Annotated in this window: 14 protein-coding genes; 8 read left to right on the forward strand and 6 right to left on the reverse strand. The window is 66.3% G+C overall.

All coding sequences use genetic code 11. The annotated features are described in order from the left end of the window. The first annotated feature begins 149 nt into the window (after positions 1–149). Both AC50X9_RS12800 and AC50X9_RS12805 read left to right on the forward strand, forming a co-directional pair. Positions 150–536 carry a BlaI/MecI/CopY family transcriptional regulator gene (locus tag AC50X9_RS12800; protein WP_494894138.1) on the forward strand — a complete coding sequence of 129 codons (387 nt, stop codon included), beginning with the start codon at positions 150–152 and terminating at the stop codon, positions 534–536. Between the two features lie 6 nt (positions 537–542). Then, a complete protein-coding gene (locus AC50X9_RS12805) occupies positions 543–1,532 on the forward strand; it encodes a M56 family metallopeptidase (RefSeq protein WP_494894139.1) in 990 nt (329 codons plus the stop codon). 154 nt (positions 1,533–1,686) lie between these two features. Here the strand turns inward: AC50X9_RS12805 and AC50X9_RS12810 are convergent, their stop codons facing one another. Both AC50X9_RS12810 and AC50X9_RS12815 read right to left on the reverse strand, forming a co-directional pair. Further along, on the reverse strand, positions 1,687–3,204 hold the full coding sequence (locus tag AC50X9_RS12810) for a M28 family peptidase (protein WP_494894140.1): 1,518 nt from the start codon (positions 3,202–3,204) through the stop codon (positions 1,687–1,689). Between the two features lie 162 nt (positions 3,205–3,366). After that, complete coding sequence (locus AC50X9_RS12815) at positions 3,367–5,475, reverse strand: DNA gyrase/topoisomerase IV subunit B (RefSeq protein ID WP_494894141.1); 2,109 nt, start codon at positions 5,473–5,475, stop codon at positions 3,367–3,369. Between the two features lie 237 nt (positions 5,476–5,712). Here AC50X9_RS12815 and AC50X9_RS12820 point away from each other — a divergent pair, with 237 nt between their 5' ends. After that, the gene (locus tag AC50X9_RS12820) at positions 5,713–5,934 is read left to right on the forward strand and encodes a DUF7455 domain-containing protein (RefSeq protein WP_494894142.1); all 222 of its coding nucleotides are present in this window, start codon (positions 5,713–5,715) and stop codon (positions 5,932–5,934) included. Positions 5,935–6,194: 260 nt separating this feature from the next. Here the strand turns inward: AC50X9_RS12820 and AC50X9_RS12825 are convergent, their stop codons facing one another. The 4 genes from AC50X9_RS12825 to AC50X9_RS12840 form a co-directional block, all read right to left on the reverse strand. Next, positions 6,195–7,529, reverse strand: coding sequence for an RNA polymerase sigma factor (locus AC50X9_RS12825; RefSeq protein ID WP_494894143.1), 1,335 nt, complete (start codon positions 7,527–7,529; stop codon positions 6,195–6,197). 394 nt (positions 7,530–7,923) lie between these two features. Next, positions 7,924–9,222 carry a DUF4192 family protein gene (locus AC50X9_RS12830; RefSeq protein ID WP_494894144.1) on the reverse strand — a complete coding sequence of 433 codons (1,299 nt, stop codon included), beginning with the start codon at positions 9,220–9,222 and terminating at the stop codon, positions 7,924–7,926. A 106-nt stretch (positions 9,223–9,328) separates the two neighbouring features. Further along, positions 9,329–10,660: an MFS transporter gene (locus AC50X9_RS12835; protein WP_494894145.1), complete on the reverse strand. Its 1,332-nt coding sequence runs from the start codon at positions 10,658–10,660 to the stop codon at positions 9,329–9,331. A 34-nt stretch (positions 10,661–10,694) separates the two neighbouring features. After that, positions 10,695–11,630, reverse strand: coding sequence for a proteasome assembly chaperone family protein (locus AC50X9_RS12840; RefSeq protein WP_494894146.1), 936 nt, complete (start codon positions 11,628–11,630; stop codon positions 10,695–10,697). A gap of 290 nt (positions 11,631–11,920) precedes the next feature. On the opposite strand from AC50X9_RS12840, the gene AC50X9_RS12845 reads away from it, so the two are divergent. From AC50X9_RS12845 to AC50X9_RS12865, 5 genes are all read left to right on the forward strand, one after another. Further along, complete coding sequence (locus tag AC50X9_RS12845) at positions 11,921–13,447, forward strand: leucyl aminopeptidase (protein WP_494894147.1); 1,527 nt, start codon at positions 11,921–11,923, stop codon at positions 13,445–13,447. Between the two features lie 247 nt (positions 13,448–13,694). Continuing rightward, entirely contained in the window at positions 13,695–15,080 is a 1,386-nt protein-coding gene (lpdA, locus tag AC50X9_RS12850; RefSeq protein ID WP_494894148.1) for a dihydrolipoyl dehydrogenase, read from the forward strand. A gap of 125 nt (positions 15,081–15,205) precedes the next feature. Beyond that, complete coding sequence (gene sucB, locus AC50X9_RS12855) at positions 15,206–16,987, forward strand: 2-oxoglutarate dehydrogenase, E2 component, dihydrolipoamide succinyltransferase (protein WP_494894149.1); 1,782 nt, start codon at positions 15,206–15,208, stop codon at positions 16,985–16,987. 162 nt (positions 16,988–17,149) lie between these two features. Next, entirely contained in the window at positions 17,150–17,518 is a 369-nt protein-coding gene (locus tag AC50X9_RS12860) for a hypothetical protein (protein WP_494894150.1), read from the forward strand. 196 nt (positions 17,519–17,714) lie between these two features. After that, positions 17,715–18,143 carry an OsmC family protein gene (locus AC50X9_RS12865; RefSeq protein ID WP_494894151.1) on the forward strand — a complete coding sequence of 143 codons (429 nt, stop codon included), beginning with the start codon at positions 17,715–17,717 and terminating at the stop codon, positions 18,141–18,143. Positions 18,144–18,147: the final 4 nt, after the last annotated feature.

The raw sequence follows: 18,147 nt of genomic DNA on the forward strand, positions 1-18,147 counted from the left end.
GGTGCCGGGCCGCGCCGGGCGACACTCCGACGCCCGGTGTTCTACCTCATGTAGAAACTATTCGCAAAACACGCTAAATTTATAAAGGAAGTATTCAGCAGTTCCGGCAGAGTCGATTCGCCGGAAGGCCCTCACGAAGGATGTATGCAATGGCAAGTCTCGGCGAACTGGAACGGGCAGTGATGGACCTGCTCTGGGCGGGCCATGAGGCTGCAACGGCGAACACCCTGCGGGATTTGCTCGCGAAGAGTACCCGCGCGGAGAACGGTGCCGCGGGCCACGAGGGCAAGGACCTGGCCGTAACTACGGTGCTGACGGTCCTCTCCCGCCTGGAGCGCAAGGGCTTGGTGGAACGCGAACGCGGCACGCGGCCGCACCGCTACCAGGCAGTCTCCAGCCGGGAGGAACACACCGCTGAGCTGATGCATGAGGTCCTGGGATCCGCCCCGGACCGGGAGGCCGTACTGGCACGCTTTATTGGTTCCGTGACAGACACCGAGGCAGAAACGTTGCGCAAGCTGCTGGGACTCAGCTAGCGCCCGATGTTCTGGACCTCATGGTTACTGGCGGTCCTGGCGATAGTACTGGCGTGGCCGGTGCCTATCCTGCTTTCCCGTGCCCAGTGGCCGTCACGGTCGCCGTTCACGGCCATGTTGCTGTGGCAGGCGATCGCCTTGGCCGGCGGGTTGTCCATGATTGGCGCCATGCTGGTCTATGGCCTGGAACCGGTCGGTGACAACCTCCTGGCGGGCCTGCGGGCCCTGGCCGGGATGGTCCTCCATAATGCGCCCACCACAGAGCTGGGCTTCTGGCACATCTTCGCACTCTCGGCCGCGGCCCTGCTGACCGCCCACCTCGTGTTCACCCTGCTGCTCACGTACTACAAGATCCAGCGCCAGCGGCGGCGCCACCGTGAACTGCTGGAACTGCTTGCTTCCCCGTCCGCCGGCGGCCCGCGGACCATGGTGATCAGTGTCGACTCCCCCGTCGCGTACTGCCTGCCCGGCGGCGCCCGCTCGGTCACCGTCCTCTCCGACGGGCTGATGGCGGCCCTGGAACCGGCCGAACTCCGCGCGGTCCTGAACCACGAAAACGCCCACCTGGACCAGCGCCACCACCTGCTGCTGTGGGCCTTTGCGGCCTGGCGGCAGGCGCTGCCCTGGCTGCCCACCACGCGGCTGGCGCAGGAAGCCGTCAGCTCCCTGATCGAGATGCTGGCCGACGACGTCGCGCTGAAGACCGAAAGCAGGGTGACCCTGATCAAGGCGATCGCGATTGTGGCCAGCGGCTCCCCCGGCGCCGCGGGCGCCCGGATGGCCTTCGGCGAACCGGAACTGTCCGACGCCGGGCCCGGCCAGCCCGGCGCCACCGGCGGCGCCGGTTCGGCCCGGACGACGGCGAGCCGCGTCAGCCGCCTGCTTACCCCGCAGCCGCCCCTGCCGGAACCCCTCCGCAGTGTTGTGCTGGCGGCGTGCCTGCTGCTGCTGGCGGTGCCGACTGCGCTGCTGATCGTCCCCGGCCTGCTGGGCTGATTCCGGCGGGCTAATCGTACCCGGGCTGCGGGCCTGAGTCCCGAGCCGGCGGCCGCCTGCCAAGGCTGACAGCGCGGACGCCGGGCCACCCGCCCGCAGGCGGTGCAGCCCGGCGTCCGGTGCCTGGGCCGCTGTTCCTTACTGGGCCGGCTGATTACTTCAGCGGCTTGTCCGCCTTGTATTCCAGGTCCACGTTGCCGGTTCCGTTGCCCTTGGATGTGCCGTTGATCGCCGAGGTGGTCATGCCAAAGGTGAGCGTGCTGTGGGCGATCGCGTCGGCCATCTGCTCCAGTACCACCTTGTTGACGTTGTCGATGGTGTCGCAGGCCTGGTGGTAGCAGGGGTCCAGCGGGGCACCCGCAACGCCGCCGAAGACTGCCGCTTCTGCTGCGGTCTTCAGGTCTTCGGCACCGGTGAACAGTCCTCCGGCCGGAATGCCGTTGTTGATAAAGCCGAAGTAGTCGGACCGCCCGTCGAACGCCGTCGACACAACAGGAAGGTTTTGCGACTTGAAGTAGTCCAGGAAGACCTTCTCCACCAGTGCCGAGCCGTTGGGGCCCTTTTCGCCGAATGCCGAGCCGTCGCCGTCGAAGACGTAGCGAACGAAGTTGGGCGAACCGACCATGTCGAAGTTGAGGTTGACAGCGTGCTCCTTGACCTGCTTCGCCGTCAGCTGGGAGACGTAGTACTCGGAGCCGATCAGGCCGTCCTCTTCCCCGCCCCAGAAGGCGAAACGGATCCGGTTGGTCAGCGCAGCGTCCTTCAGCTGGATTGCAGTCTCCAGGATCGCTGCTGATCCCGAACCGTTGTCATTGATGCCGGGACCGACACCCACAGAGTCCAGGTGTGCGCCCACCACCACGGTGCGGTCAGCACGTCCGGCAGGTGTATCGACGAGGAGGTTGTACGACTCGATCGAAGTCACGCCGGCATCGACTACGAGATGCATCAAAACGCTGCCCAGCCCGGCCAGTTCGGCTCCGCTGGCGTAGCTGGTGCTGACCACGGGAATGGTGGCCTGGGGCAGGTCGAGGGTGCCGCCGAACAGGCCGAGGCGGTCATCACCCGCGAGGACGTTGCCCTGGTTGAAGATGATGACGCCCGACGCCCCCGCGGCGGCGGCATTGTCGGCCTTGATCCGGAAGGTGCAGGTGCCGCGTTGGATCAGGGCGATGTTTCCCGGCGTGAAGCCGGCGAAATCGCCTGCTTCGCAGCCGCTGGTTGAGGCGTGGTCACCGGTCAGGTTAAGGTCGACGGCGGTCAGCGGGGCGGTGACGTCGCCCGCGCCCGAATAGGACATGTCCAGGAAGGCTTCGCCATAGGTGTAGCTCGTCGGATTGGGTGATATACGTTCCAGCGACGCCGACAAGAGGTCGTAGCGGTCGTAGGTGAAGGGCTGGCGGACCGCGTCGTAGCCGGCTGCCTCCAACTGTCCCTCGATGTACAGGAGGGACGCTTCATAGCCTGTGGTCCCGGCCGCGCGGTTGCCGTCGTTGGCGTCGGCGATCTCCTGGAGAGCTTCGAGGTGGTTCATGATGTTGCCCGCGGACACCGCGGAGCGCAGGGTGGCTGAGCTGATTCCGGTTGCTGCAAGGGCCGGCGGCGCAAAGCTGACCGCCAGCCCGATCGTGGCGGCGATGGCCGCGCGCTGGATATTCCGAGTTTGCCTCATAGGGATCTCCTGGATTCATGCTGCGGAATGCGGCCCCGGGCGTCATTGCCCGGGGCCGTGAGACGACACTATCGGAATGAGGGATACCGGGTCAGAGGGTACTTGGGCACTGGCGGCAATCCGTCGCGTCGGTAAAAATGCACCCCGCAGAGCCCCGGGAGGCTACGCGTCGATGCGTTCCCGGTCCAGGCCCGCCGCTCCGGCGATGATGAAATCCTTGCGCGGCGCCACGTCGGAGCCCATTAACAGGTCAAAGGTTTCTTCGGCCTGCTTTGCGTTGTCTATGCCGACCTTGCGCAGGGTGCGGTGCCGCGGGTCCATCGTGGTCTCGGCCAGCTGCTCCGCGTCCATCTCGCCCAGGCCCTTGTAGCGCTGGATCGGTTCCTTGTATCTTTTGCCGTCCTTGGCGAGCCGGGCCAGCAGGACATGCAGCTCCACCTCGGAGTAGGTGTAGATCATTTCGTTGGCCTTCTGGCCGGCGTTGATGACCTCCACACGGTGCAGCGGCGGGACGGCGGCGAACACGCGGCCCTGTTCGATCATTGGCCGCATATAGCGGAAGAACAGCGTCAGCAGGAGCGTGCGGATGTGGGCGCCGTCGACGTCGGCGTCGGTCATCAGGATGACCTTGCCGTACCGGGCGGCGCTGATGTCGAAGCTCCGCCCGGAACCGGCGCCCACCACCTGGATGAGGGCAGCGCATTCGGCGTTCGAGAGCATGTCACCCACCGAGGCCTTCTGCACGTTGAGGATCTTGCCGCGGATGGGCAGCAGCGCCTGGAAGTCGGAAGATCGCGCCAGCTTGGCGGTGCCGAGCGCCGAGTCGCCTTCCACGATGAACAACTCTGAACGCGCGACGTCGTCCGTGCGGCAGTCCGCGAGCTTGGTGGGCATGGAGGAGGTCTCGAGGGCGTTCTTGCGGCGCTGGGTCTCCTTGTGGACGCGGGCGGAGATGCGCGACTTCATCTCGCTGACGACCTTTTCCAGCAGCAGCGCCGACTGCGCCTTGTCGTTGCGGTGGGAAGACGTCAGCTTCGCGTTGATCTCCTGCTCCACGACCTTCGCGACGATGGCCCGCACGGCCGACGTGCCAAGGATTTCCTTGGTCTGGCCCTCGAACTGTGGTTCCGCGAGCCTGACGGTTAGAACGGCGGTGAGTCCCGCGAAGATGTCGTCCTTCTCGATCTTGTCGTTGCCGGCCTTCAGCTTGCGGGCATTCGTTTCGACCGCTTTCCGGAAGGTCTTGAGGAGCGCCTGTTCGAAGCCGGTCTGGTGGGTCCCGCCCTTGGGGGTGGAAATAATGTTGACGAAGGTGCGCACCGTACTGTCGTAGCCGATGCCCCAGCGCAGGGCGACGTCGACCTCGCAGTCCCGCTCGACCTCGGTCAACTGGCTGTGCCCCTTGTCGTCCAGGACCGGGACGGTCTCCTTGAATTTTCCCGCGCCGTGCAGGCGCCAGACGTCCGTGACTGCCGGATCCGCGGCGAGGTATTCGACAAACTCGGAGATGCCGCCGTCGTGGTGGAACACTTCCTCGTGCGGGCCGGACTCGCCCGGGGTGCCGGGGACCTTGCGCTCGTCCCGGACGGTGAGCTTCAGTCCGGGGACCAGAAAGGAGGTCTGGCGGGCCCGGGCGGCAAGTTCGTCGTGGGAGAACTTGGCGTCCGGGGTGAAGATCTGCCGGTCCGCCCAGTAGCGGATCCGCGTGCCGGTGACGCCACGTTTGGCCTTGCCCACGATGTCCAGAACGGAACCGTCGACGAAGGGCTCGAAGACCGAGGCCGGGTCGGGCCGGGGGCCGGTGTCCTTGAAGCGGCCGGGCTCACCGCGGCGGAAGGACATCTTGTAGGTCTTGCCGCCTCGGTCCACCTCGACGTCCAGCCGGGCGGACAGGGCGTTCACAACGGACGCGCCGACGCCGTGCAGCCCGCCGGAGGCGGTGTAGGAACCGCCGCCGAATTTGCCGCCGGCATGGAGTTTCGTGAAGACGACTTCGACGCCGCTCAGCCCGGTTTTCGGTTCGATGTCCACCGGAACGCCGCGGCCGTCGTCGTGGATCTCCACCGAGTTGTCCGCGTGCAGGATGATTTTGATGTCGTGGCCAAAGCCGGCGAGGGCCTCGTCGACCGAGTTGTCGATGATTTCCCAGAGGCAGTGCATGAGGCCGCGGGAGTCGGTGGAACCGATGTACATGCCCGGCCGCTTTCGGACGGCCTCGAGGCCTTCCAGTACGGAGAGATGCCGGGCAGTGTAATCAGAACTTGGTGCCACGGGGCGGAAACTCCTTCAGGAACGGGGCCGTCTGCAATAGACGGGCACAGCTATTTGGCGCTCTTCCTAGCCTAGTCGGAGTGCCGCCCTCCGGTGTGCTGCCACTCCCCGGCCGCCGCCACACCGGAACCCGTTACCGAGACGTGATACGCGGACAGCGAAAGTGGGCCATCCAAGCCATGGTTTTGCCGCGAATGCTGGTTATATAGGTATACCGATCTACTAAGGAGGCCGAACATGACAACAGCAGTTGCGGACCGCACACTCAACACCGTCGACCGGTGCGATCGTTGCGGAGCACAGGCATATGTCCGGGTTGTTCTCGGCGCCTCCGGGGGTGAGCTTCTTTTCTGCGGCCACCATGCCCGCGCCGTCGAACCGACGCTACGGCCGCTCAGCTCTGACTGGCACGACGAGACGGGCCGGCTTCACGAGAAGCCGCCGGTTGCCGTCGACTAGACCACTAAGTACAAGACCACTGCGAAAGGGTCCCTTCCGAATCCGGAAGGGACCCTTTCGGCGTTAACGATCAGAGCGGGCAACCAACCCACAAGCCGGGAACCTAACCCGCAGTAGCACCGCGGTTCCAGACCCGTAGTAGCACCGCGGTTCCAGACCGCCGCTAACCACCGTGATTAACAAACAACGCGAGGTCACTTCCGGCCCATCCTCATCGGAGGAATGGGCCGGAAGTGACCCCGCGTTGGTTGGTGCTGCGTTTAGTCCAGGTAGTCGCGCAGGACCTGGGAGCGCGACGGGTGCCGCAGCTTGGACATGGTCTTGGATTCGATCTGGCGGATCCGCTCACGCGTGACGCCGTAGACCTTGCCGATTTCGTCTAAAGTCTTCGGCTGTCCGTCGGTCAGGCCGAAACGCATCGCGACGACTCCGGCTTCGCGTTCGGAGAGGGTGTCCAGCACCGAGTGCAGCTGTTCCTGCAGCAGGGTGAAGCTCACCGCGTCGGCCGGAACCACGGCCTCGGAGTCCTCAATGAGGTCACCGAATTCGGAGTCGCCGTCCTCGCCCAGCGGGGTGTGCAGGGAGATCGGCTCTCGGCCGTACTTCTGGACCTCGACAACCTTTTCGGGCGTCATGTCCAGTTCGAGGGCCAGCTCTTCCGGGGTGGGTTCGCGGCCGAGGTCCTGGAGCATCTGGCGCTGCACGCGCGCGAGCTTGTTGATGACTTCCACCATGTGCACCGGGATGCGGATGGTGCGTGCCTGGTCAGCCATGGCCCGGGTGATGGCCTGGCGGATCCACCAGGTGGCGTAGGTGGAGAACTTGAAGCCCTTGGTGTAGTCGAACTTCTCGACCGCACGGATCAGGCCCAGGTTTCCTTCCTGGATAAGGTCCAGGAACAGCATGCCGCGCCCGGTGTAGCGCTTGGCGAGGGAGACCACGAGTCGGAGGTTGGCCTCCAGCAGATGGTTCTTGGCACGCTTGCCGTCGTGGATGACGAATTCGAGCTCACGCTTGAGCTTCGGGTCCATGGATCCGTCGTCGGCGTTGATCTTTTCCTCGGCAAAGAGGCCAGCCTCGATGCGGAGGGCGAGGTCGACTTCCTGCTCGGCATTCAGCAGGGCGACCTTGCCGATCTGCTTCAGGTAGTCCTTGACGGGGTCTGCGGTGGCGCCGGCGGACATCACCTGCTGGACGGGGGCGTCGTCATCGTCGGCGTCGGAGTAGACAAAACCGGAGCCGGTGGTGGCGGCGGCGGCCTTGGGGATCTCCTCGCCGTCTTCACCGATCTCAACGGCCTCGATTACGACATCGTCGAGGTCAACCTCGACGTCATCGTCGTTGTCGTCGTCACCGTTGGCGGCTTTGCCCGCGGCTTGTGCCGCAGCCTTGGCGCCGGGCTTGGGCCCACGCTTCTTGGGCTCGGGCTTGCCGGCCGTCGATGCGGTGTCGCCACCTTCGGCTAAGGCTGCGTCTTTGACAGCCTTGTTGGCTGCACGCGTGGCAGCACGCTTGGCGCTCGTCGCCGCCTTCTTCTCCTCGGGGGACAATACGGCCTGGTCGGCGGGTTCCTTCTTCGCGGAAGACGGGGTCACAGAAAACCTTTCTAGCGGCGGTCTGTGGAATCACCATACGGGCAACACCACTATGACCCTGTCAAGTCCGTGTTTCACATCAGGTGCAATCACGACCAGCAGAGCCACTAAGTAGAACTCCTGGCGCGACCGAAATGTTCCCTGTTTCCAAGGTCCACTGCGAGCACTTAATACACGGACCCAACCGGGTCTCGGCAACCATTGTCTCACGGTTTTCGGTAATGGCATCGAACCGCGGCACCGGCGGCAATCTCGTGCCGCCGGTGGCGCGCCCCGCTGCCGTGGTCCGTGCCGCGGCCCGGCGGAGTGTTCCCGCCGGGCATCCTTTTCCGGGGAGTCGCCGCGGCAGGTCAGCGCATGCAGGTCAGCGCATGCAGGTCAGCGCCAGCAGGCCTCAGGCCACGTCCGGTTCGAACCGTTGCCAGGCGGCCTCCCTTCTGCCCGCCCAGCCGCAGAGCGTCCCGCGGCGGACCAGCTCACCGAGCAGCTCGGCCAGCCGGTAGCCCGGCTGCTCCTCACTGGCGCGGCTGAACAATGCGTGTGCGAAGGATCCCTTGCCGCGGCACCACTCAATCCAGCCCCGCCCGGTCAGCGCGGCGGCTGCTGCCTCGCCGCCGGCACCCAACTGCTCCAGTACCCGCTCCAGACGTGCCAATGAGGTCCAGTCCGGCAGCGGGGGTGCCAGCCCCAGCAGTACTTCGCCATAGCCGGGCACCTCTGGAGGCGGGGCGTCGCCGGCGCGGCCGCTGTTGCCCTCCGAGCCATAGCCAAGCTTCGGCGGCGGGGACAGTGGCGGGAAGCCTTCCAGCGGCGGCAACGGCGCCAGAGACCTCCAGTGCCTCGCGGAGTCAGGCAGCGAACCGAACCATGACTCCATCGGAGTCTTTCCGTCGAAAACGCCGAAGTCCTCGGCTCCCCGCTCCGCTGCCTCCGCCCCGGCGGCCGCCATCACGAGGACCGCGTCGCGCCACGGTGGCACACACAGGGACGCGCGCAGATAGCCCGTCAGTGCGGCCGTAAACTTCTGCTCCGGCGTCGGGGCGTGCAGGACCCTGGCCCAGACGTCCATGACCTGGCCAAACTGGTTCCTGTCGCACGTGCACGAGGCGAACAGCTCGGCCCAGTCACGCTCGGCCTCCAGAACCTCAGGATCCGCGGCCCCCGGCGGCGTAAGTGGTGTCGTTCCCGGGGGCGCCCCGATGGTGCTGCCGCGGAAGACCATCTCAGCGTTGAGCCTGCTGTTCCTGATTTCCTCGATCGGGCGCCCCGGCGGTGCGCAGCACGACGGGTCGATGCAATGGGCATTGCGCCAGTACTCGGCCCCCACGAGCCAGACGTCCCGCACCGGCATCCCAGCCTCGGCAAGCGCGCTTTCAAGCTCGGACAGGAGCCCCGCCCACGTCGTGCCGTCCCCGTCAGTTTCGGTGAACAGGGCAAGCAGCGAACCGTCCGCGTCCTCGTCGGCTTCCAGGTAGGACGCAATGGACTGGGCAAAGTCGGGGAGTCCGGCGGGGCTGGGAGGGTCCGTATTGCCGCCTTCGCCGGGAAGGTCGACCCTGAGCGTGGCTCCGAGCCGTTTGCCCTGCAGGGTCATGGCCACGAGGCTGTGGGCGGGCCAGTACCCCAGGGAATGTGGGATGAACCCGAGGATGTCCTCCGGGCCGGTGATTCTCAGATGTTCGGGGGCTGTCATGAAGCAAGCTTCCCGGTCCGTGCGGACCCGCGTCAGGGCCGGCTCCTGCTATGTGGATAACCCCGGCCGGCGGCCCGCGCCCAGCACAGGGTGTGGGGCGCCGGGGTCAGGGCGTGCGGCGCCGCTCCGCGCTGAGCCGCCGCCGTTCGGCAAGCGTCGCCAGCAGCGGAGGCACCACGACGCCTTGGGCCGCCATCTGCCTCCGCACTTTCCGGCGGATGACCATGACGGCGCCCGCTCCCCCGGCCAGCAGCAGAAGCTGCACACTCAGGGCGATCCGGAACGGATCCAGCCCGTAGAGCACGCCCTGGGAAAAGCCGGTGGCGTACAGGACGTCCAGGACCAGGCCGATCAGGTAAATGGCGATGAGCGAGGCGATAAAGCCGCCAACGTTCACGATGCCGGTGGCGGTGCCGATCCGGTGCGCCGGGTTAAAGGTACGGGCGAAGTCGAAGCCGATCATGGATCCGGGCCCGCCGATGGCGAGTACCACCACGAGCCCGGCCAGCAGCCACAGCGGCGAACGGCCAGGGATCAGCAGAACCGCCGCCCAGGCCGCGGCGGTGGCGGCAGCGATCAGCAGCACCATGGTGGAACGCCGCAGCGGATGCCGGGCGACGAAGCTGCCCATCAGGGGCCCGGAAGCGATCGCCGTGGCCACATACAGCGCCATCAGCGCCGAAACGGTTGCGGTGTCCAGGCCCTGGGCGGAAATCAGGAACGGGTAGCCCCAGGTCATCGCGAAGACGGTGCCGCTGAACTGGACGGTGAAGTGGCTCCACAGTCCCAGCCTGGTGCCGGGCTGCCGCCAGGCCTGGGCCAGCGTGACCCCGGTGGCGCGCAGCCCCGGGGCCGGTCCGGGTGCTGGGTGCCCGGGTGGACGGTCCTGCAGCAGGACCAGCACGAGGACCAGGGCAAGGGCGGACAGGGCCGCCAGCGTGAGGAAGGCGGGGGTCCAGCCGGCGAGGTGCAGGACCATGGCGAACGGCACCACGCTGATGAGCTGGCCCAGCTGGCCGGACATCCCGGTGAGCTGGGTGAGCAGCGGGACGCGGGCCGGGGCGAACCAGAGCGGGATCAGCCGGATCACGGCGATAAAGGTCATGGCGTCGCCGGCGCCCACCAGCACCCGGCCCAGCACGCCTCCGGGGATGGTGTCGGCGAATGCGAGCTGGAGCTGGCCCAGTCCCATCAGCAGTCCCCCGCCGGCGATCATCGCCCGGGAGCCGAAGCGGTCCACGAGGATGCCGACGGGAATCTGCAGGGCCGCGTAGACGAGCAGCTGCAGCACGGTGAAGAAGGAAATTTCCGCGGCGCTGGCCTGGAAGCGTTCCGTGGCTTCGATTCCCACCACACCGAACGACGTCCGCTGGCTGACCGCCACGAGGTACGCGAAGATCCCGATGATCCAGATCAGCCAGGCGCGGGGTGAGGTCACCAGCCCAGTATGCCAGCGGACGGACAAATACTACTTATTCCCGGGGTTCCGTGCGGAGGTACGCTTCCACCGCGGCGCCCAGGGCGTCCGCGTTGGGCAGCTGGTCGTTCGCGTCGGCGAGCAGCGACCGGCGTACGGTGCCTTCGGCGTTCTCGTCGTAGCGGGTCTCGAGCCGGGAAACCACCTGCTGCACCTCTTCCGAGGCGTCAATCTGTTCGGCGATCTGGCGCCCGACTTCCCGGCCGGCTTCGCGGAGCCGGTCGGTGGGCAGCATCAGCGAGGTGGCCGCCCCGAGGTATTCGAGGCCGGCGACGGCGGCCGTCGGGTATTCGGCGTCGGCCAGGTAGTGCGGCACGTGCATGACATAGCCGGCAACATTGCGCCCGGCTTCCGTGAGCCGCAATTCGAGGATGTGTCCGACGGCGGCAGGCACCTCGACGGTGGGCTTCCAGACCGAAATGCCCTCGATGAGGTCCGGCCGGTTGCCGTGCACCGTGACGCCGACCGGCCGGGTGTGCGGCACCGGCATGGGGATGGAATGGATCCAGGTCACGAGGTTGACGTCAAGCTCCCCGACGATGCCGACGACAGCGCGGGCGAACCGCTCCCATTGCAGGTCAGGTTCAAACCCGGCCAGCAGCAGGAACGGACTCCCGAGCCCATCGACCAGCCGGTACAGCGCCAGACGGGGCGCCTGGTAATCCTGCAGGTGGTCCTCGACGAAGCTGATCTGCGGGCGGCGTGAGCGGTAGTCGATCAGCTGGTCGGCGTCGAACTCGGCAACCATTTCGGATTCGAGGGTGTCCAGCATTTCGGCGGTGATCTGCCGGACGACGTGCCCTGCGTCGGCGAATCCGGTGAATCCCATGACGAGGTTCAGTCCGCGCAGTTCGGGGCTGTGGAACAGCGCGTCATCACGCAGGTAAAGCGATTCGGGGTCCAGCAAGGAGCCGGAAATCCGTTCAATCACGGCATGTTCCTTTCGTAGTAGTCATGGGTGCGGCCGGACGGACCCTGCGGGGCTGCGGCCTTGATACCGGGTACAACACGCCGGAGGGCGGGCGCATTCCTGCCCGGGGTGTGCGCCAGCTCTCATTCAATTGAACACCCGCGCCGGGGAGAGACTACGATCGGAACTGGCCTTATGACGGCTTGAAGACGCCCGGGTTACGTCTCATTCCGACAGTGGCCCAGGTTCCATGGCAGGGCGCCGAACATGCAGTTCCTGCTGAAACACTCAAAGAATTGAGGACTTCCCTCGTGGTCAAGAATACTGAAGTCAAACTTAGTGCAGTCGCCGGAGACCTGAAGAGGTCCCCCAGCGATGCCCTCGTCATAGGCGTGGGCCAGGGCACGGACGGTCCCGTCCTGCTCAGCAACCCGCTGACGGCCAAGGCCGCCGAAGCCCTGGCGGAATCACTGAGTGTTCTTGGCATCACCGGGGCAGCCGACCAGGCGCACCGCCTCCCGGGCCTGGCCGAAGCGGGAGCGAAGATCCTCGTGCTCGCCGGCGTCGGCAAGGTGTCCGCGGCGCAGCCGCTCACCGAGGAAACCCTCCGCCGCGCCGCCGGCTCGGCGGTCCGCCAGCTTGCCGGCGTCGGCACCGTCGCACTGGCCCTCCCGACGTCGTCACTGGGCGACGTCGCGGCCGTCGCCGAGGGCGCGGCGATGGGCGCCTACTCCTTCACCGAATACCGCTCCTCCATGGACGGCCTGAAGGATCCGGTGAAAAACGTTCTGATCATCACCGATTTTGCCGCCGACAAGGCCCTGAAGCCGGTCCTGGACCGCGCCGCCCTGATCGGCAAGGCAGTCAACGCGACCCGCTCGCTGGTTAACCAGCCGCCAAGCCACCTCTTCCCCGAATCCTTCGCGGAAGCGGCCAAGGAACTGTCCAAGGGCCTGCCCGTCAAGGTGACCGTCTGGGACGAGAAGCGACTGGAAAAGGAAGGCTTCGGCGGGATCCTCGGCGTCGGCAAGGGTTCCACCCGGCAGCCGCGCCTGGTAAAAGTCGAATACTCCCCCGCCAGGGCCACCGCCAAGATCGCCCTCGTGGGCAAGGGCATCACCTTCGACACCGGCGGGATCTCGCTCAAGCCGCACCTGGGCATGGGCGACATGAAGTCCGACATGGCCGGCGCCGCCGTCGTCCTTAACACCGTGCTGGCGATCGCCGGGCTCGGGCTGCCCGTCAAGGCGACCGCCTGGCTCTGCATCGCCGAGAACATGCCCTCCGGCGCTGCCCAGCGCCCGGCGGACGTGCTGACCATGTTCGGCGGCAAAACCGTCGAGGTCCTCAACACCGACGCCGAGGGCCGGCTGGTCATGGCGGACGGCATCGTCGCCGCCAGCCAGGAGTTCCCGGACGCCATCATCGACGTCGCCACGCTCACCGGCGCGCAGCTGATCGCCCTCGGGAACCGCACCGCCGGCGTCATGGGCTCCGACTCCGTCACCGGCCCGATCAAGGCCGCAGCCGACCGCGCCGGCGAGCTGGTCTGGCCGATGCCGCTGCCCGAAGAGCTGCGCTCCAGCCTCGACTCGCAGGTTGCGGATATCGCCAACATCGGCGAACGCCACGGCGGCATGATGACGGCAGCCGTTTTCCTGCGCGAATTCGTCGGCAAGGGCAAGGACGGCGAGCAGATCCCCTGGGCCCACATCGACATCGCCGGCCCTTCGTTCAACAACGGCAGCCCGTACGGCTACAACCACAAGCAGGGCACGGGCTGCACCGTGCGCACGCTCGTGGCCTATGTCGAGGACATCCTGGCCAAAACCGCCTGACCCCATCCGCCCGGCGTTCACGCGGCCCGGGACGGGGGCTGGTCCCCCGTCCCGGGCCGCGTGACTCTGGACACAAGGGCTCCACAAACGCTATGGCAAGGTGGAGCATGTATTAGTGGTTCGCTAAGGTGAACTGCGGTAGTTCCAAATGAAAGGGAACGTTCCTGCTGGCATAATCACGGCAAGGAAGTTCCAAGACCAGATGATGCGTACTCTCGTGTCATCGTTCACGCGAGGGAGCGTTTTAGTGGCCGATCAGGCAACTGCGCAAGAATTCGACATCCTGGTACTCGGCGGCGGCAGTGGCGGCTACGCAACTGCCCTGCGTGCCGTCCAGCTGGGCCTCACCGTTGGCCTGATCGAAAAGGGAAAGCTCGGCGGTACCTGCCTGCACAACGGCTGCATCCCCACCAAGGCCCTGCTGCACTCCGCGGAACTGGCCGACCACGCCCGTGACTCGGCGAAGTACGGCGTCAACGTCACTCTGGACAGCATCGACATCACCGCTGTCAACGCCTACAAAGACGGCATCATCGCCGGCAAGTTCAAGGGCCTGCAGGGCCTGATCAAGGGCAAAAAGGGCATCACCGTCATCGAGGGCGAGGGCAAGCTCCAGGGCACCGACACCGTCGTCGTGAACGGCACCGCGTACAAGGGCAAGAACATTGTCCTCGCGACCGGCTCCTACTCCCGCTCACTGCCGGGCCTGGAAATCGGCGGCAAGGTCGTCACCTCCGACGAAGCCCTCACCATGGATTTCATCCCCAAGAGCGCCATCATCCTCGGCGGCGGCGTGATCGGCGTCGAGTTCGCCTCCGTCTGGAAGTCCTTCGGAGTCGACGTCACCATCATCGAGGGCCTGCCCTCGCTGGTACCGAACGAGGACGCCACGATCGTCAAGGCCTTTGAGCGCGCCTTCAAGAAGCGCGGCATTAAGTTCTCCACCGGCACCTTCTTCCAGGGCGTTGAGCAGAACGACGACGGCGTCAAGGTCACCCTGGTGGACGGCAAGACCTTCGAAGCGGACCTGATGCTCGTCGCCGTCGGCCGCGGCCCGGTCACCGCGAACCTCGGCTACGAAGAGGCCGGGATCACCATCGACCGCGGCTTCGTCATCACCAACGAGCGCCTGCACACCGGTGTTGGCAACGTCTTCGCCGTGGGCGACATCGTTCCCGGCGTCCAGCTCGCGCACCGCGGCTACCAGCAGGGCATCTTCGTCGCCGAAGAAATCGCCGGCTTGAAGCCCGTCGTCGTCGAAGACATCAACATCCCCAAGGTCACCTACTCCGAGCCGGAAATCGCCACGGTGGGCTACTCCGAGAAGGCCGCGAAAGCCAAGTTCGGTGACGACCAGATCCAGACCCAGGAATACAACCTCGCTGGCAACGGCAAGAGCTCCATCCTGGGCACCAGCGGCCTGGTCAAGCTGGTCCGCCAGAAGGACGGCCCCGTAATCGGCGTCCACATGATCGGCGCCCGGATGGGCGAGCAGGTCGGCGAGGCCCAGCTGATCGTGAACTGGGAAGCCTACCCGGAGGACGTGGCCCAGCTGGTCCACGCACACCCGACCCAGAACGAGTCCCTGGGCGAGGCCCACCTGGCTCTGGCCGGCAAGGCCCTGCACGGCTAGCAGTTCCGCCCGCACCACCGCAAGACTCAGAGCTGAGTGCACCCGGCCCGAAATGCCGGGTGCACTAAGCTCGACCAAGGCAGCAATCATCCGCACTAAAGATCAATAAGGAGAACGGGGACGACATGTCTGAATCCGTTAACTTGCCCGCCCTCGGTGAGAGTGTCACCGAAGGAACCGTCACCCGCTGGCTCAAGCAGGTAGGTGACCGGGTAGAGGTGGACGAGCCGCTGCTCGAGGTTTCCACCGACAAAGTAGACACCGAGATCCCCTCTCCGATCGCCGGCGTGATCGAGGAAATCCTCGTCGCCGAAGACGAGACTGCTGAAGTTGGCGCGCCGCTGGTGCGCATCGGCGACGGCTCGGGTTCCGCAGGCACCGCCGAAGCCCCCGCCGCCGAGGCCCCGGCCGAGGAAGCACCGGCCCCGGAAGCTGAAGCACCCGCCGCCGCAGCGCCGTCGGCCGCCGAGGCCCCGGCCCCGGAAGCTGAGGCTCCCGCAGCCGCGGCTCCCGCCGAAGCCGCTCCTGCCGAAGAAAGCCACGAGGTGACGCTCCCCGCCCTGGGCGAGAGCGTTACCGAAGGCACCGTCACGCGCTGGCTCAAGAGCATTGGTGACACCGTCGAGGTCGACGAGCCGCTGCTCGAGGTTTCCACCGACAAGGTCGACACCGAAATCCCGTCCCCGGTCGCGGGCACCCTGCAGGAAATCCGCGTCGCCGAGGATGAAACGGCCGAGGTCGGCTCCGTCCTCGCCGTGATCGGTTCCGGCGCAGCTGCCCCAGCTGCGGCTCCAGCCCCTGAAGCTCCGAAAGAAGCAGCAGCGCCCAAGGAAGCACCGGCCCAGGAAGCTGCTCCGGAAACTGCTCCGGCCGAGGCACCGAAGCAGGAAGCTCCCAAGCAGGAGGCCCCCGCTGCACCGGCCAAGGATGCCGCACCGGCCGCTCCCGCAGCCCCGGCGGCGTCAGCTGCCCCGGCGGCCGAGTCCGGCTACGTCACTCCGCTGGTCCGCAAGCTGGCCAATCAGCAGGGCGTGGACATCTCCTCGCTGAGCGGCACCGGCGTCGGTGGCCGCATCCGCAAGCAGGACGTGCTGGCAGCAGCGGAAGCCAAGGCAGCCCCGGCTCCCGCGGCGGCCGCACCGTCCGCCGCTCCGGCCGCGCGTCCGTCCGCTGACCTGTCCTCGCTGCGCGGCACCGTGCAGAAGGCCCCGCGGATCCGCCAGGTCATCGCCCGCCGGATGCGCGAGTCGCTGGACATCTCCACCCAGCTGACCCAGGTGCACGAGGTGGACATGACCAAGGTCGCCAAGCTGCGTGCCAAGGCCAAGAACTCCTTCCTGGCCCAGAACGGCTCCAAGCTGACCTTCTTGCCCTTCATCGCCAAGGCCGTCGCCGAGGCCCTGAAGCAGCACCCGAAGGTCAACGCCTCCTACGACGAGGACAAGCAGGAGATCACCTACCACAACGCCGAGCACCTGGCGATTGCGGTGGACACGGATAAGGGCCTGCTGGTTCCGGTCATCAACGACGCCGGCAACCTGAACCTTGCCGGCCTGGCCGGCAAGATCGCCGACGTCGCAGACCGCACCCGCAACGGCAAGATCGGTCCGGACGAGCTCTCCGGCGGAACCTTCAGCATCACCAACATCGGTTCCGTGGGCGCCCTGTTCGACACCCCGATCATCAACCAGCCTCAGGTCGCCATCCTGGGCACCGGCGCGATCGTCAAGCGCGCCGTGGTGGTCGCCGACGAAAACGGCGATGACTCGCTGGCCATCCGTTCGATGATGTACCTCTCCCTGACCTACGATCACCGACTGGTCGACGGCGCCGACGCGGGACGCTTCCTGCAGACGCTGAAGGCACGCCTTGAAGAAGGCGCCTTCGAAGCCGACCTCGGGCTCTAGCCTCCAGAGGACCAGAAACACCGACGGCGACGGCGGTGCGGACACCGTTGGGAAACCACCGGAGCCGTGCCGCCGTCGCCGTTTCTGTGCCCGGTTCGGGCTGCCTCGTCGCAGTGGCGGGTCTTACTACGCTGCGTAGAACCTTCTGGCTAGACTGGGGCCATGCAAATTGTCTATAACATCGTGGTTTTCCTGCACATTGTCGGCGCTGCCATGATCGTGGGTATCTGGATTGGCCAGATGAAGAAACCCACCGTCCACCCGCGCCAGTTCGACGGCGCGATGCTGCAGCTCCTCACCGGCATCGCCCTGATGGGACTGATCCCGGTCCTGGGGCAGACGATTCCCAGGTTCGCCGATCCGGATTACGCCAAGCTCGGCGTCAAGCTTGCCGTTGCCCTGGTCGTCGGTGTCCTGGCCTTCATCGGCCGGCGCAAGTACAAGAAGGGCGAGGACGTCGGCAAGGGCCTCGCGCACAGCGTCGGCGGCCTGGCCCTGCTGAACGTGGCCATCGCAACCCTCTGGCAGTAAGCCGCCCCTAACGCGGACGGCGGCGGCGCACCTCACATGGGGTGCGCCGCCGCCGTCGTCCGCAAGACAGCACAGCACAATCCACTGACAGCGGACACCGGCGCGGCGGCCGCGCCAAATGCCTAGGATGGGAAGCGACATGATCCGGTGGATCTCCGGATCTGTGGGATTTCAACGATCTTCTTGAGGAGTGGACATGGCAGCAACACGCACCGCACACACTGTTTGGAATGGCGACCTGATGACCGGCGCCGGCAACACCACGCTGGACAGCTCCGGGCTGGGCAACTTCGACGTCACCTGGAAGGCGCGTACGGAGGCCTCCGAGGGCAAGACCAGCCCCGAGGAACTCATCGCCGCAGCGCACTCGGCCTGCTTCTCCATGGCGTTCAGCCTCGCCCTCTCCCAGGCCGGCCACGCTCCTGAGGAGGTCAATACCAAGGCCGACGTCACCTTCGTGCCCGGCACCGGCATCACGGACAGCCACCTGACCGTCAGCGCGCGGATTCCCGGGATCACCGAGAACGAATTCCAGCGGATCGCCGAGGAAGCCAAGATCGGTTGCCCCGTCTCGGGCGCGCTCACCGGCCTCAAGATCACGCTGGACGCCACGCTGGTCTCCTAGCCCT

The sequence above is a fragment of the Pseudarthrobacter sp. HLT1-3 genome (assembly GCF_059383535.1).

What these genes read in the sequence shown, in the direction of transcription:
- AC50X9_RS12805 (WP_494894139.1), top strand. Translation starts at nt 543, where the DNA reads ATGTTCTGGACCTCATGGTTACTGGCGGTCCTGGCGATAGTACTGGCG.
- AC50X9_RS12865 (WP_494894151.1), top strand. Translation starts at nt 17,715, where the DNA reads ATGGCAGCAACACGCACCGCACACACTGTTTGGAATGGCGACCTGATG.
- AC50X9_RS12820 (WP_494894142.1), top strand. Translation starts at nt 5,713, where the DNA reads ATGACAACAGCAGTTGCGGACCGCACACTCAACACCGTCGACCGGTGC.
- AC50X9_RS12800 (WP_494894138.1), top strand. Translation starts at nt 150, where the DNA reads ATGGCAAGTCTCGGCGAACTGGAACGGGCAGTGATGGACCTGCTCTGG.
- AC50X9_RS12810 (WP_494894140.1), bottom strand. Translation starts at nt 3,204, where the DNA reads ATGAGGCAAACTCGGAATATCCAGCGCGCGGCCATCGCCGCCACGATC.
- AC50X9_RS12830 (WP_494894144.1), bottom strand. Translation starts at nt 9,222, where the DNA reads ATGACAGCCCCCGAACATCTGAGAATCACCGGCCCGGAGGACATCCTC.
- AC50X9_RS12860 (WP_494894150.1), top strand. Translation starts at nt 17,150, where the DNA reads ATGCAAATTGTCTATAACATCGTGGTTTTCCTGCACATTGTCGGCGCT.
- sucB (WP_494894149.1), top strand. Translation starts at nt 15,206, where the DNA reads ATGTCTGAATCCGTTAACTTGCCCGCCCTCGGTGAGAGTGTCACCGAA.